Origin of the sequence: Nocardia sp. NPDC058658 (genome assembly GCF_042716665.1) — a bacterium.
GTDB lineage: Bacteria > Actinomycetota > Actinomycetes > Mycobacteriales > Mycobacteriaceae > Nocardia.
In genome coordinates this window covers 299,158-312,222 of sequence record NZ_JBHXRR010000004.1, presented here as the reverse complement: position 1 = coordinate 312,222, position 13,065 = coordinate 299,158, and the positions used below count along the sequence as shown (strand labels likewise).

General features: G+C 66.6%; 12 protein-coding genes. 7 read left to right on the top strand and 5 right to left on the bottom strand.

All coding sequences use genetic code 11. The features are described from left to right. The first annotated feature begins 90 nt into the window (after window positions 1-90). Genes ACFWUP_RS10445 through ACFWUP_RS10415 form a run of 7 tightly spaced genes read left to right on the top strand, consistent with a single transcriptional unit; the run spans window position 91 to window position 6,585 of the window. Complete coding sequence (locus tag ACFWUP_RS10445; protein WP_379232831.1) at window positions 91-2,877, top strand: Na+/H+ antiporter subunit A; 2,787 nt, start codon at window positions 91-93, stop codon at window positions 2,875-2,877. Then, complete coding sequence (locus tag ACFWUP_RS10440) at window positions 2,874-3,257, top strand: Na(+)/H(+) antiporter subunit C (protein ID WP_379232829.1); 384 nt, start codon at window positions 2,874-2,876, stop codon at window positions 3,255-3,257. Before ACFWUP_RS10445 ends, ACFWUP_RS10440 begins: the two co-directional genes overlap by 4 nt. Beyond that, window positions 3,254-4,849 carry a Na+/H+ antiporter subunit D gene (locus ACFWUP_RS10435; RefSeq protein WP_379232827.1) on the top strand — a complete coding sequence of 532 codons (1,596 nt, stop codon included), beginning with the start codon at window positions 3,254-3,256 and terminating at the stop codon, window positions 4,847-4,849. Before ACFWUP_RS10440 ends, ACFWUP_RS10435 begins: the two co-directional genes overlap by 4 nt. 8 nt (window positions 4,850-4,857) lie before the next feature. Further along, on the top strand, window positions 4,858-5,391 hold the full coding sequence (locus ACFWUP_RS10430; RefSeq protein ID WP_379232890.1) for a Na+/H+ antiporter subunit E: 534 nt from the start codon (window positions 4,858-4,860) through the stop codon (window positions 5,389-5,391). Continuing rightward, window positions 5,388-5,648 (top strand): monovalent cation/H+ antiporter complex subunit F, encoded by a 261-nt coding sequence (locus ACFWUP_RS10425; protein ID WP_379232826.1) that lies wholly within the window; start codon window positions 5,388-5,390, stop codon window positions 5,646-5,648. The genes ACFWUP_RS10430 and ACFWUP_RS10425 overlap by 4 nt, the downstream gene beginning before the upstream one ends. Further along, window positions 5,645-5,947: a monovalent cation/H(+) antiporter subunit G gene (gene mnhG, locus ACFWUP_RS10420; RefSeq protein ID WP_379232824.1), complete on the top strand. Its 303-nt coding sequence runs from the start codon at window positions 5,645-5,647 to the stop codon at window positions 5,945-5,947. The genes ACFWUP_RS10425 and mnhG overlap by 4 nt, the downstream gene beginning before the upstream one ends. Window positions 5,948-5,997: 50 nt before the next feature. After that, on the top strand, window positions 5,998-6,585 hold the full coding sequence (locus ACFWUP_RS10415; RefSeq protein ID WP_379232822.1) for an ArsR family transcriptional regulator: 588 nt from the start codon (window positions 5,998-6,000) through the stop codon (window positions 6,583-6,585). A gap of 994 nt (window positions 6,586-7,579) precedes the next feature. Here the strand turns inward: ACFWUP_RS10415 and ACFWUP_RS10410 are convergent. From ACFWUP_RS10410 to ACFWUP_RS10390, 5 genes are all read right to left on the bottom strand, one after another. Beyond that, window positions 7,580-8,389, bottom strand: a complete 810-nt coding sequence (locus tag ACFWUP_RS10410) for a hypothetical protein (protein WP_379232821.1) — start codon at window positions 8,387-8,389, stop codon at window positions 7,580-7,582. Then, window positions 8,382-9,350, bottom strand: coding sequence for a hypothetical protein (locus tag ACFWUP_RS10405; RefSeq protein ID WP_379232819.1), 969 nt, complete (start codon window positions 9,348-9,350; stop codon window positions 8,382-8,384). The genes ACFWUP_RS10410 and ACFWUP_RS10405 overlap by 8 nt, the downstream gene beginning before the upstream one ends. A 399-nt stretch (window positions 9,351-9,749) precedes the next feature. Continuing rightward, window positions 9,750-11,087: a DUF5933 domain-containing protein gene (locus ACFWUP_RS10400; protein WP_379232818.1), complete on the bottom strand. Its 1,338-nt coding sequence runs from the start codon at window positions 11,085-11,087 to the stop codon at window positions 9,750-9,752. Between the two features lie 50 nt (window positions 11,088-11,137). Beyond that, window positions 11,138-12,280, bottom strand: coding sequence for a glutamate--cysteine ligase (locus tag ACFWUP_RS10395; RefSeq protein ID WP_379232816.1), 1,143 nt, complete (start codon window positions 12,278-12,280; stop codon window positions 11,138-11,140). Between the two features lie 13 nt (window positions 12,281-12,293). Beyond that, on the bottom strand, window positions 12,294-12,992 hold the full coding sequence (locus ACFWUP_RS10390; RefSeq protein ID WP_379232815.1) for a superoxide dismutase family protein: 699 nt from the start codon (window positions 12,990-12,992) through the stop codon (window positions 12,294-12,296). Window positions 12,993-13,065 lie beyond the last annotated feature (73 nt).

Sequence of the window (13,065 nt, the reverse complement as noted above, 5' to 3'; positions counted from 1 at the left end):
CCCAACAACCTCGGTGCCGCCGAACATCCCACTCGCGCCCGTAGGATCGGGGCGCGCTACTCGACCGCTACCTACCCGACGGAGGGGGAGTTGTTAGCCGTACTGCTCGTTCACGCACTGGCCGCACTCCTGGCCCCGCTGTGCGTACGAGCACTGGGCCGCAACGCCTTCTACCTACTCGCGCTGGTCCCGCTCGGCAGCCTCGGCTGGGTGTTCGCGCACTGGGGCGAAACCGTGCGCACGCATGTGCAATGGGCGCCACAGATCTCGATGGACATCGACCTGCGTTTCGATTCCCTCTCCGCGGTGATGTGCACGCTGGTGCTCGGCGTCGGCGCGTTGATCCTGGCCTACTGCGGCCGCTACTTCGACCGTGACGAGGCCCGACTCGGGGTGTTCGCGGCCGAGCTGACCGGGTTCGCCGGTGCCATGTTCGGGCTGGTCATCAGCGATAACATGCTGCTGCTGTTCGTGTTCTGGGAAATCACGACGGTGCTGTCGTTCCTGCTCGTCGGCCATTACGCCGAGCGATCGGTGAGTCGACGGGCCGCGATCCAGGCGCTGCTGGTGACGGGTGCGGGCGGGCTGGCGATGCTGGTCGGGATCGTGATCCTCGGGCTGCGCTACGACAGTTTCCTGCTCTCGGATCTTCTCGCGAGCCCGGTTCCGACCGGCAGCGCGGTGTCGGTCGGCGTCGGCCTTGTGCTGCTCGGGGCGATCAGCAAATCCGCGATCGTGCCGCTGCACTTCTGGTTGCCCGGCGCGATGGCGGCACCGACGCCGGTGAGTGCCTACCTGCACGCCGCCGCGATGGTGAAAGCCGGCATCTACCTGGTGGCCCGGCTCTCGCCCGCGCTCGCGCAGACACCGCCGTGGCATCTCATGTTGCTGCCGCTCGGCATCATCACGATGTTGCTCGCGGGGTGGCGGGCGATCCAGGTGCACGATCTGAAGCTGGTGCTGGCGTTCGGCACCGTCAGCCAGCTGGGTCTGATGATCATGATGATGGGCATCGGCACGCCCGACGCGGCGCTGGCCGGGCTCGCGCTGCTGGTGGCGCACGGGCTGTTCAAGGCGTGTCTGTTCATGGTGGTCGGCATCATCGATCACGGTGCGGGCACCAGGGATCTGCGCAGGCTGTCCGGGCTCGGTCATCGTGCGCCGGTGCTGTGCGCGATCGCGGTGCTCGCGGCGCTCAGCATGGCCGGGCTGCCACCGTTGCTCGGGTTCGTGGCCAAGGAATCGGCGCTCGGCGCGCTGTGGTCGGCCGAGATTCTGAGCCCGCCGGTGCGGTTCGCCCTGCTCGCGGGGGTCGCGGTCGGTTCGGCGTTCACCGTGGCCTACAGCATCCGATTCGTCTGGGGCGCTTTCGGAATCACCGCCAACCCCGAGCGCGAGACCACCTGGCACGCACCGGGGCCATTGATACTCGGACCACCCGCAGTGCTCGCGGTCGCCGGACTGGCAGGCGGTCTCGCCGCGCCCGCCGTCGATCACTGGTTGAGTCCCTACGCGGCCACGCTGCCCGGTGTCCTCGACACCCATCTCGCGCTCTGGCACGGCTTCACCGGACCACTCGGGCTGACGGTGCTGATCGTCGCGGCCGGTATCGCGCTGTTCCTGATCCGCGGCCGGATCGGCGAACCGGCGCATCCGCGGCTCGGCAATGCCGACCGCGGTTACGACGCGGCCCTGCGCGCGATGGACCGGCTGTCGTTGCGGATCACCGGAACTGTGCAGTCCGGTTCGCTGCCCGCCAGCCAGGCCACCATCCTCGGCACGCTCATCGTGTTGCCGACGATCTTGCTCGCGGTCGGCACCCGGACGGGAGTGCAACTGCGACTGTGGGATTCACCGTTGCAGGCCGCGATCGGCGCGATCATGGTCGCGATGGCACTGGCCGCCACCGTGTTGCGCAACAGGTTGGCCAGCGTGCTCGTCGTCGGAGTCACCGGCTACGGCTGCGGTGTGATCTTCGCACTGCACGGCGCACCCGATCTGGCCCTGACCCAATTCCTGGTCGAGACACTGACTTTGGTCGTCTTCGTGTTGGTGCTGCGTGCCTTCCCCGCCGAAATCACCGAAAGCCAGGGCACCGCATTCAAATTCCGCCGGGCCCTGCTGGCCATCGGTGTCGGCATCACCGTCCCCGTGCTCGCCGCGTTCGCCCTCGCCGCCCGGCACGGTGACCCGATCTGGCACGCCATTCCCGATACGGCCTACCGGATCGGCGCGGGCAAGAACGCGGTCAATGTCCTGCTCGTCGACATCCGCGCCTGGGACACCCTCGGCGAGATCTCGGTGCTCGTCGTCGCCGCGACCGGCGTCGCGTCGCTGGTCTTCCGCAACCGCCGCTTCGGCAGCGCACCTCGCGCCGTCGACTCACCGAACTACGACCCCGACGCGGTGAGCTGGCTGCCCGCCGCCCGCCTCCTCGACAGCCGGGATCGTTCGATGGTCCTGCAGATCACCACCCGCCTGATCTTCCCCACCATCATGGTGCTGTCGGTGTACTTCTTCTTCGCCGGCCACAACGCCCCCGGCGGCGGCTTCGCGGGTGGCCTCGTCGCCGGGCTCGCGCTGACCCTGCGCTACCTCGCAGGCGGTCAGTACGAACTGGGCGAAGCACTTCCGGTCGACGCCGGACACCTGCTCGGCGCGGGCCTGACCCTCGCCGCGGGCACCGCGACCGCCTCGCTGCTGCTCGGCGCCCCCCCGCTGTCCTCGGCGATCATCGAGGTGACGCTGCCCCTGCTCGGCCACATCAAGCTGGTCACCGCCATGTTCTTCGACCTCGGCGTCTACCTGGTGATCGTCGGGCTGGTGCTGGACGTCCTGCGCAGCCTCGGCGCCCGCCTCGACAAGGAACTCCTATGAGTGCCAATCTCGCCCTCCTGATCACCATCGGTGTGCTCACCGCGTGCGGTGTCTATCTGCTGCTCGAGCGGGTGGTGTCGAAGATGCTGCTCGGAATGATCCTGCTCGGCAACGCGGTGAACCTGCTGATCCTCACGATGGGCGGCCCGGACGGGAAACCACCGATCCTCAGCGGCTCCGACACCTCCCCCGACGGCATGGCCGACCCGCTCGCCCAGGCCATGGTGCTCACCGCGATCGTGATCACCATGGGTCTGGCGGCTTTCGTGCTCGCGCTGGCCTATCGCGCCTACATGCTGACCACCACCGAAGACGTGACCAACGACCCCGAGGATGCCCAGGTCGCCGCCCGGCGCGAACGGGAGGACCCCGAACAGTGACCCTGTCCCCGGAGCTGTTGCCCGCCATCGCCGCACTACCCGTGCTGGTTCCGCTGCTCGCCGCCGCGGCCACGCTGGTGTTCGGCCGCCGCCCACGACTGCAGGCCATGATCACGCTGACGGCGCTGGCGGTGGTGCTGGTGATCAGCGGTTTGCTGCTGTACCTCGCCGACCGCGACGGCACCACCGCCGTACAGGTCGGCGGCTGGGACACCCCGATCGGGATCACCCTGGTGGTCGATCGGCTCAGTGCCGCCATGCTGCTGGTCTCGGCGTTCGTGCTGCTGGTGGTGTCGATCTACGGTGCGGGACAGAACATTTCCGACGGCGACGAACACCAGCCGACCTCGATCTACCGACCCACCTACCTGATCCTGACCGCCGGCGTCTCGACCGCGTTCCTGGCCGGTGACCTGTTCAACCTGTTCGTCGCCTTCGAAGTTTTGCTCGTCGCCTCGTTCGTGCTGCTCACCGTTGGCGCCACCGAGGAACGGATCCGCACCGGCATCGCGTATGTGATGGTGTCGATGGTGTCGTCGCTGATCTTCCTGATCGGCATCGCCCTCACCTACGCGGCCACGGGCACCCTGAATCTCGCCCAACTGGCCGTGCGTCTGGAGGCAACCCCCAGCGGCGTGCGCACCGCCTGCTACGCGGTGCTGTTGGTGGCGTTCGGGATCAAGGCGGCGGTGTTCCCGCTGTCGAGCTGGCTGCCCGACTCCTACCCCACCGCGCCCGCGCCGGTCACCGCCGTGTTCGCGGGCCTGCTCACCAAAGTCGGTGTGTACGCGATCATCCGCACCCACACGCTCTGGTTCCCCGACGGCGCCTTCGACAACATCCTGCTGGTGTGCGGGCTGGCGACCATGATCGTCGGCATCCTCGGCGCCATCGCGCAGACCGACATCCGGCGACTGCTGTCGTTCACGCTGGTCAGCCATATCGGCTACATGGTGTTCGGCATCGGTCTCGCCTCCACCGCCGGGCTGACCGGCGCGGTGTTCTACGTGGCCCACCACATTCTGGTGCAGACGGGGCTGTTCCTCGCGGTCGGTTTGATCGAGCGGCAGGCCGGGTCGGTGTCGTTGCGCCGGATCGGCGGACTGGCTTCCGCGAGCCCGCTGCTGGGTCTGTTGTTCCTGATCCCTGCCCTGAATCTCGGTGGCATTCCGCCGTTTTCGGGCTTCATCGGCAAGGTGGCGCTGCTGGAAGCCGGTGCCGCCGACGGCAGTGTGCTGGCCTGGGTGTTGGTCGGCGGTTCGGTGGTCACCAGCCTGCTCACCTTGTACGCGGTGGCGCGGGTATGGAGCAAAGCGTTCTGGCGACCGCGCGAGGAAGCGCCGGAAGGTCATCTCACCGCGGCGAATCTGCCGACACTGGTGGAGGATTCGACCGACGTGAACTACGAAGACCGCACCGACCCCGGCCGGATGCCCGTGCTGATGGTGCTGGCCACGATCGGCCTGGTCACCGCCGGGCTGGCGCTCACCGTGTTCGCCGGGCCGATCCTCGGCATCGCCGAACGCGCCGCCGCCGACCTCGACGACCCGTCGGTCTACATCGACTCGGTACTCGGACCGGAGCTGCGATGAGCCGAATAATCAATCGCGACAATGTCCTTCGCCTCGCCGTCCTGATCTGGCTCACCGCCGTCTGGGTCGCGCTCTGGGGCGAGGTGAGCCTCGCCAATGTGCTCGGCGGCATCGTGGTCGCGCTGATCGTGGTCTTCGCGCTGCCATTGCCGCTGGTGCCGGTGGCCGGGCGTTTCCATCCGCTGTCATTTCTCGAATTGCTCGCTGTCAGCAGCTATTACGCGCTCGAGTCCAGTCTGCAGGTCGCCTGGTTCGCCCTCCGGCCCAGTGGTCCGCCGGTCTCGGGCGTGCTGCGCGTACATCTGGGCATTCAGTCCGATCTGGTGCTGGTGATGTGTACCGACATCCTCAACTTGATCCCCGGCACCATGGTCCTCGAACTCGACCGCCCGCGCTGCGTTGTCTACGTCCACGTGCTGGATGTGGGCAGCGACGAGGCGGTCGCGAAGTTCTACCGCACCACCCGACGCCTGGAGCACCTGATGATCAACGCCTTCGAACGACCCAGCGAACGGCGCCGCCCGACGGAGGTGCAACCGTGACCGTTGTCGCCGTCATCGCCGCTGTCCTGCTCACCGCCGCCGCGGTGATCACCAGCTACCGCGTCCTCGCTGGCCCGAGCACCCTCGACCGGGTCGTCGGGATCGACTCACTGATGGCCATTTCCGCCTCCGGGCTCGCAGTATGGGCCGCCTACAGCGGTGACACCACGGTGATCCCGGCGATCGTGGCGCTCGCGCTGGTCGGTTTCCTCGGCTCGGCCGCGGTCACCCGATTCCGGGTGAGGGACGACCGATGAGCATCTGGGAGTGGGTGTCGGCGGTGCTGATCCTGACCGGCTGCGCGCTCGCGTTCACGGCCTCGATCGGCATCGTCCGCTTCCCCGACACCCTCACCCGCATGCACGCGGCCACCAAACCCCAGGTGGTGGGCCTCATGCTGGTCCTCGTCGGCACCGGCATCGACATCCGCCACGACGTCAATGTCTGGATGCTCGTCCTCACCGCCCTGTTCACCATCATCACCGCCCCGGTAGTAGCCCACCTCATCGGCCGCACCGCCTACCGAGAACAACGCCACCGCGACGGACTGTTCTAACGAGAGACTTCCACCACTATCGTGTCATAGTTACATGATATCGTGTAACTATGACACGGGTTCGTTCGATACTCGCGCCAATTCTGCGCAATGAGACGCAAGCGCGATTATTGGCAGCCCTACTCCTGCGCCCTGACCGCGAGGCGAGCATCGCCGAACTCGCCAGGGAGACAGGGGCCGACGCGGGCAACCTGCACAAAGAGGCAATGCGATTGATCGAGGCCGATATCCTGACCGATCGCAGAGTCGGTCGAGCCAGACTCCTTCGGCGCGGCGACAGCCCACTCGCGAAACCCCTGGTCGATTTGCTCGAGCTCGGATACGGCCCGAAACCAGCGACCGAGCACGCGTTGGGTGCGATCCCAGGTATCGAGGCAGCGTATATCGGCGGGTCTTGGGCCGCCCGATACCTCGGAGGCAACGGACCGTTCCCGCGCGACGTCGACGTGATCGTCATCGGCGTACCCAACCGCGACGACGTGAGCGAGGCCGTTCGAGCGGCCTTACGTCCGCTGGGACGCGACAGCCAAGTGATCTTCCGAAGTCGGACAGCATGGGAGAACGCTGACGACGCATTCACTCGCACAGCCAAAGCTAGTCCCCTGGTAGAACTCGATCTACGAGATGAGGCATCATGATCGGCCGGTAGCCACGAACCTCGGCGAGCAACTCCTGCTTACCTTGCGCAACCTCGATTTCGCCACCAGCCCGGCGAACAAAGCCATCCCGACAGACTGCGGATCAGCAGTTTTCAACCTCGAGGTTTGGCGCACCTAACGAGTTCCGGGAGCTCCACCGAACCTGGTTGGCTCCCAACGCCATCGCCGACAAGTGAGCACACGGGGCACCGGGACCCCGAGTCCTCCAGAAGGACCGTGCCCCCGTAGGTACACAGGGAGAGCCGGATCGCTGATGGATGTCGTGTGCCGTAAGCACTGATTCATTAGGTCGCGGCACCGCTCCCACTGCTTACGGAGGCGGGTGGTGCTCGCCGTTGTGGGGGATCGGGCGGTGCTTGCAGTCGAAATGCACTGCCGCGTCGAGCAACGGCGAGCCAGGATCGGATCCCTCACCGCCACAGACTGTTTGCCGATCTGTAACCCGAGGTGTAGCGTCGGTCACAGAGATCGGCCCCCGGGAGTGCGTCAACACTCACCGAGGGCCTGGGTACGAAACAGACTCAACCTGTTCGCACCGTAGGGAGACCCTACCTGCACCTCCTCGGAGTGCTCCAATGCCGAGGTCGTCGTCCTGACGCCGGAGTTTCAATCCTCCCGTGCGCGGACCGCGAAAACCCGTTTCGCTTCCCAAGGCCCTGGGCCCTTCGCGGTCGTTACCGACGAGCCCGACCGGGGAGCATCCAACCCACCAAACAGCCGTCTGCGAGTACCACTGTCGTACGCCTCGCACGTACGCACCGTGACGGCCGGGAGTGCACACCTTCGCCACGGTCCAACCAGCCACGCGTCCATGCGACGCGCGGCCAGAAGTGTTGGCCGAGGACGCGAATCGGGGTTCGGTGCGGGGAAGCGGGCAGGGATGGTTACGACACCGGCACCCTTGGGTGCTCGACATGGTTCAGTACAGCCCGCAGGTCATCATGACCGCAGCAGGCGGATTCCCTCCCCTTCGTCATGGGTTTGTTCGGCTGAGATTCGGCTGCGCATAACGGCGAACAAGAGCGCTGAAGTGAGCAGGCGAAGCTGCGGCGGAGACCGCTTGCGCCCAGCGGCCGCGGTCGATACTCGCAGCCAGCGCTCGTAACGCCGCAGCAGCGTCCCGACGAGCACCAACCAAAGCGTGCCCGTCGAGTTGCCATCCGGGGAGGTGAACTCGATGGCGGTGCACAATGTGCAAGAGCGTAACCAGATCGGTGACGTCCTTGTCCGCAAGGCGGCTCTGCCAAGCCAGTACTTTGAGGATGACCGCGATCTCGACATCGGGGATGGGAACAGCGAATTCAGTTCGCTCGCCGCCAGTCAGGGTGATGTTGGCGTGCACCATGATCGGCGGCGCGCAGACCGCAAGGCCCAAGCCCGGGACGCCATCGAACCCACGCCCCGCCACTTCGGTGCTTTGCCGATTCACACTGAACGAGGGAATCAGGATGTCGATGTCGAGGCGCCCGTCCGGCGTTTCGCGGGTATAGCGGTTACCGGCAGTGAGGGCATAGCCGAGCGCCTGGATGCGTTGGTGCAGTACAGGTTCAGCCGCCACGAGGGCCTGTTGATCCATTCCTGCGTCAGCGTCCATGGTGCCACGCAACTGCCAGTTGGGAAGCGGGTAGACATGCTGGAGCAGCTGCACCATGTGACCGCCCACGACCCGATAGGCACCCGCGTCGAGAGGTTCGGCGGCCGTTGCCAAGTCTGCGAGTGCGCGGAACCCTCGATCTGCGGCACGACTCGTGGAAATCACATGAATCACGCGCGGGTCAGGCATCGAGGCTCCTTGCGGATATTGCCGTGTTCAGATGGTGGGCTGCTTCATGTGCGGTGGGCGTGCCGCTGGTGTTGAGCAGGTCCCACATCGTGATCGCTGGGTCAGCAAGTAGATGACGGCCGACGTATGGCCGTGCTTGCGTAGTGGCGACGTGAACAATGGTGGGGTCGAGCGGTACGACGACGGTCATGGTCGCTTCCGCGGGTTGTGCAGGCGAGAACCCGACTGATGTGAAGTCGATCAGCTCGGGCAGATAGAGCCGCACGGAACCGGGCAGCTGCCAAGGCGAGTAGCGGTCAGCGGCCAGGTCGCCACCGATGATGCCCGTGAGATCGAGTTCGTCCAGGAGCGCGAGGGCCAACCGAGATTGTTCGGCCGGATCGTCGAGGCCATACCAATAGGTCGACATCCCGCCCGGGCCACGGTATTCCTCGACCCAGGTCCGTAGGACGCCCTCTCGGGCGGTCCAGCCGCTGCCATCACGAACAACGCGATCACCGGCCCGCTTCAGCACCTGCGAGACGGCTTGTGGGCTGATGCCTACCATCTCGGCGAGTTCAACTTGCCGCAGCGGCAAGGCTGTTGTGGCCAGTATTCGCAGAACAGCCTGGGTACCCCAGCCCGGCCTACCGAGTACATTCCGCTGACTGGCTCCCGGTTGTATGAACGCTTGCGCGGCGACGATCACCCGTGGCGGGTCGAAGGTGACCAGGTCGAACTCCCCGTCTTTGGCAGCAGAAACCACAGCCGACGTGGCCGAAACCGCTGCATACATGGTCGGGCGATCGGCAGAATGGACGATGTTCGAGCGACCCAGTCGGCGATTGTGCAGTTTGAGGTCGACGTATCGTGACCTACGATCCGGCAAGACTATGACCAGGTCTTTCTCGCTACCCGAGGCAACCTGAAGCCCGGCGCGGCGCAGAGCCGGAATGAGTTGAGCCATCGCATCGCCAGTCATGCAGCCACCTTCCCTATACCTGCATACTAACAATCCGTCAAACAAGCATCACCCAATTCACCGAGGTATAATTTGCTTGCATTATTGGGACGCTTCGCATACTATCTTTGACCGCCTACACCGGGCGCGGGGTTGGATGACCCGAAGGCGGGTACAACCTCGACCGCGCACCGGCCGGAGCAGTGCTGGCACTCCATGTCGGTTGAATCATCCTTCACGCCACGAACCTTGCCGCAGAGGGTTCGGTAGGTCCCGTCGGCTTTGGCCTCGCACACATAGTGCGCCCGCGTACCGGTTTTGGTCCGCACCCAATTACTCACCTGCGCAACAGGACTCGACTTTCGATCGGCGGTGGAGACCGCAGTACCCGTTCGACGCCGCCACCGCGTCCGGGTTGTTCTAGGTTGCGGGGATGCGTTCGATGGCAGGTTCGGGAGCGGCGGCGAACCAGGTGTGGTGGAAGGCGATGGCTACTGCGGCGAGTAGGCCGATGACGATCGCGCCCGCGGCGACGGGATATTCGGCCATCGGGACGGCCAGGTAGCGGTAGGAGAGCAGGAGGCCGGCGAAGACCGCGGTGCCGAAGCCGACCAGGCGGAGGCGGAAGGCGTCCCAGCCGCGTTCGGGAGCGCGCAGCGCCGAGTCGACGGTCAGGCACAGGACGGCGCCCGCGATCAGGTCGACGCCGTAGTGGTAGCCGAAGCCGAGCGTCGCGGTAACGGTGGCGGCGAGCCAGAACGCGCCGCCCCAGCGCAGCCAGATCGGAGCGCGGGAGCCGTCGACATCGCGGCGGGTGTGCAGGAACAGGGCCAGCGCCCACGCGGTGTGCATCGAGGGCATGCAGTTGCGCGGGGTGACCTCGTCGAACGGCAGCGCGGACGGATTCGAGTCGATCGGCGGCAGCGCGGCGGGCCAGAAACTGCCCACCTCGAAACCGTGCCCGTCGGCGCCGAACGCGAACATCGGCCCCACCACCGGGAAAAGCACATAGAACAGCGGCCCGACCAGCCCGAGCACCAGGAAGGTGCGCACCAGATAGTGGCTCGGCCACTGCCCGGTCGGCACAACCTTGCGTAACTGCCACACCGCCACCGCGATCGCCGCCACCGGCAGTTCGATGTAGACCCAGTGCAGCACCGCGTACACCTCGGGCCCGAGCACATCGAGCACCCGTCCGACGACCCACGACGGGTCACCGAGCGCGTGATCGGCGAGCAGCACGTATTCGTCGAGCACCGTGGGCCGCACGGCCGAGGTCAGGTGCAACCACACATCGCCGACCTTGGTGGCCAGCACCAGCAGCGCGCCGAGTGCGACGGCCTTCAGCGCGTCGGTGCGCTCGCGACCCCGCCAGCGCACCAGGGCGACCAGGCCGAGCGCGGCCAGCACGATCGTCGGCCCGTTGCCGAAGGACACCGCCTTGCCGTCGATGAGCCGCAGCGCCACCCACACCGCGTCGATCCCGATCGCCGCGGCCAGCGAGATCACGCGTCTGCGCGTGGAGATCCCGACCAGCGCGAGTACGAACCCCGCCCATGGCACCGACATCGACTTGGGCGTGCCGACGAAGTCGCGAGCCAGGCTGGAAAGCGGACCGTCGAAGCCCATGATCGCGGCCATGACCTGCAGCCCGATGAGCAATGCGAGCACCGCTGCCACCGCGACAACGGCGAGTGTTCGTGGGTCGCGCAGACGGGTGGCACCCCCCGCCACAGTGCGTGGTTGTTCGACAAGCATCCAACCATCGTAAACGGCGGGTTAACGCCACCCCGCTGCGCAGCTGAACGCTACTGATCCAGCTCGCGGACCAGCGCGTCGACGACCGCGACCATGTCGCCCTGGGTAGCCGCCGCGACCCGGCGTTGCCGCTGGTAGGAGGCGCCGTGGCGGGGAATGTCGGCCACCGCGGCCAGCTCGTCGGCACAGCCGAGACGCTTCGCGGTCGGCTCCAAGCGGGTGAGCAGGTCCATCAGATCGTCGGTGACCAAGCGCTCGTTGCTGTCGTCGTCGACGATGATGATCGCGTCGAGGCCGTAGCGCGCGGCCCGCCATTTGTTCTCCTGCACGTGCCACGGCGGCAGCGTCGGCAGGGTCTCGCCGTTTTCCAGACGCTGGTCCAGGTCGACGATCAGGCAGTGGATCAGCGCGGCCACCGCGGCCAGTTCGGCGCGGCTGGACAGCCCGTCGCACACGCGCACCTCGATGGTGCCCCACTTGGGTGCGGGCCGGATGTCCCAGTGCATGCCGCCGAGTTGTTCGAACACACCGGTTTTCATCTGGTCGTGCACGAAACCTTCGAACTGGCGCCAGTTCTCGAACTGGAACGGCAGCCCGGCGGTGGGCAACTGCTGGAACATCAGCGCGCGATTACTGGCGTAGCCGGTGTCGTCACCGGACCACATCGGCGAGGAGGCCGACAACGCGAGCAGATGCGGATACGACAGCAGCAGCGAGTTCAGGATCGGAAAGACCTTGTCCCGGTGCGAAACTCCCACGTGCACGTGCACACCCCAGATGAGCATCTGGCGGCCCCACCACTGGGTGCGTTCGATGAGTTCGTCGTAATGCGGTGAGCGCGTGAGCTGTTGGGCCGACCACGCCGCGAACGGGTGGGTGCCCGCGCAGAACAGGTCGACGCCGAGCGGATCGGCTGCGCGCCGCACCGCGTCCATGGTGGTGTGCAGATCCTCGACCGCGCCACCGACCGTGTCGTGCACACCGGTCACCAATTCGACGGTGTTGCGCAACAATTCCTTGGTCACCTGCTGGGTGCCGTCGTGCGCGCGCAGATCACCGACCGCGTCGAACACCGCGGAGGCGGTATTGGACAGATCGCGCGTCACCTTGTCGACGAGCGCGATCTCCCACTCGATGCCGATGGTCGGCCGGGGCGAACCGCGAAACGGAACCGGCTCGAATGCCCCGGCCATTGGGTGTGTCTCGCTAACCGACGACGCCGCACGCCACCCGGGCGCCCGCATCACCGGTGGTCAGGGTGGTCTCATCCGGGCCGGTGCCACCCTCACGGGTGTAGCGCGGCGGGATGTTGCCGAAGTTGTCGGCGCCCGCGTGGATGATCAGCGCCTTGCCCTTGACGTTGTCGAGGGTGACCGCGTCGGTCTGGGTGACCAGCTTCGCGGAACCGTCGGCGCCGACCTGCAGCGAGGTGAGGTCACCGCTGGCCGGGTGCGCGGTGGCGGCGCCGACCTGCAGATGTCCACCGGCCGAGGCGAAGTCGCCCTCACAGGTGCCGTTCTGGTGGAAGTGCAGGCCGTGGAAGCCGGGGGTGAGACCGTGCGCCTCGACGGTGACGACCAGGTGGCCGCCCTCCTGGGCGATGGTCGCGGTGCCCACATCGGCGCCCGCACCGTTCTTGAGCGTGGTCTTCAGACCGCCCGCTGCCGGGGTGCCGTGATCGTCACCGTGGCCGGGAGCCGCGGTGGTCGCGGGTGCGCCGTGCGAACCACCGTGACCGCCGCTTTCGCCACCGGGAGCCGCCGAGCTGGTCCACACCGGCGGCGTGGTGCCCTTGACGTCACTCGACTCCTGGCTGTTGGTGCAGGCTGCGAGCCCGAGCGCGGCGACCGCGAGCACCGGGGTCACAATGCGCCAGGACGGGCGACGAGTTGTCGACGTGGCCATCAGGAGACTCCTTATCGGACTGGGGCTATACCGCTCAAGATGATGCCACAGCGGCGAGGCGACCTACGGCACC

Excerpts from the sequence above, each read along its gene's own strand:
- ACFWUP_RS10400 (WP_379232818.1), bottom strand. The coding sequence starts at position 11,087 with ATGCTTGTCGAACAACCACGCACTGTGGCGGGGGGTGCCACCCGTCTG.
- ACFWUP_RS10410 (WP_379232821.1), bottom strand. The coding sequence starts at position 8,389 with ATGCCTGACCCGCGCGTGATTCATGTGATTTCCACGAGTCGTGCCGCA.
- ACFWUP_RS10395 (WP_379232816.1), bottom strand. The coding sequence starts at position 12,280 with ATGGCCGGGGCATTCGAGCCGGTTCCGTTTCGCGGTTCGCCCCGGCCG.
- mnhG (WP_379232824.1), top strand. The coding sequence starts at position 5,645 with ATGAGCATCTGGGAGTGGGTGTCGGCGGTGCTGATCCTGACCGGCTGC.
- ACFWUP_RS10415 (WP_379232822.1), top strand. The coding sequence starts at position 5,998 with ATGACACGGGTTCGTTCGATACTCGCGCCAATTCTGCGCAATGAGACG.
- ACFWUP_RS10405 (WP_379232819.1), bottom strand. The coding sequence starts at position 9,350 with ATGACTGGCGATGCGATGGCTCAACTCATTCCGGCTCTGCGCCGCGCC.
- ACFWUP_RS10440 (WP_379232829.1), top strand. The coding sequence starts at position 2,874 with ATGAGTGCCAATCTCGCCCTCCTGATCACCATCGGTGTGCTCACCGCG.
- ACFWUP_RS10390 (WP_379232815.1), bottom strand. The coding sequence starts at position 12,992 with ATGGCCACGTCGACAACTCGTCGCCCGTCCTGGCGCATTGTGACCCCG.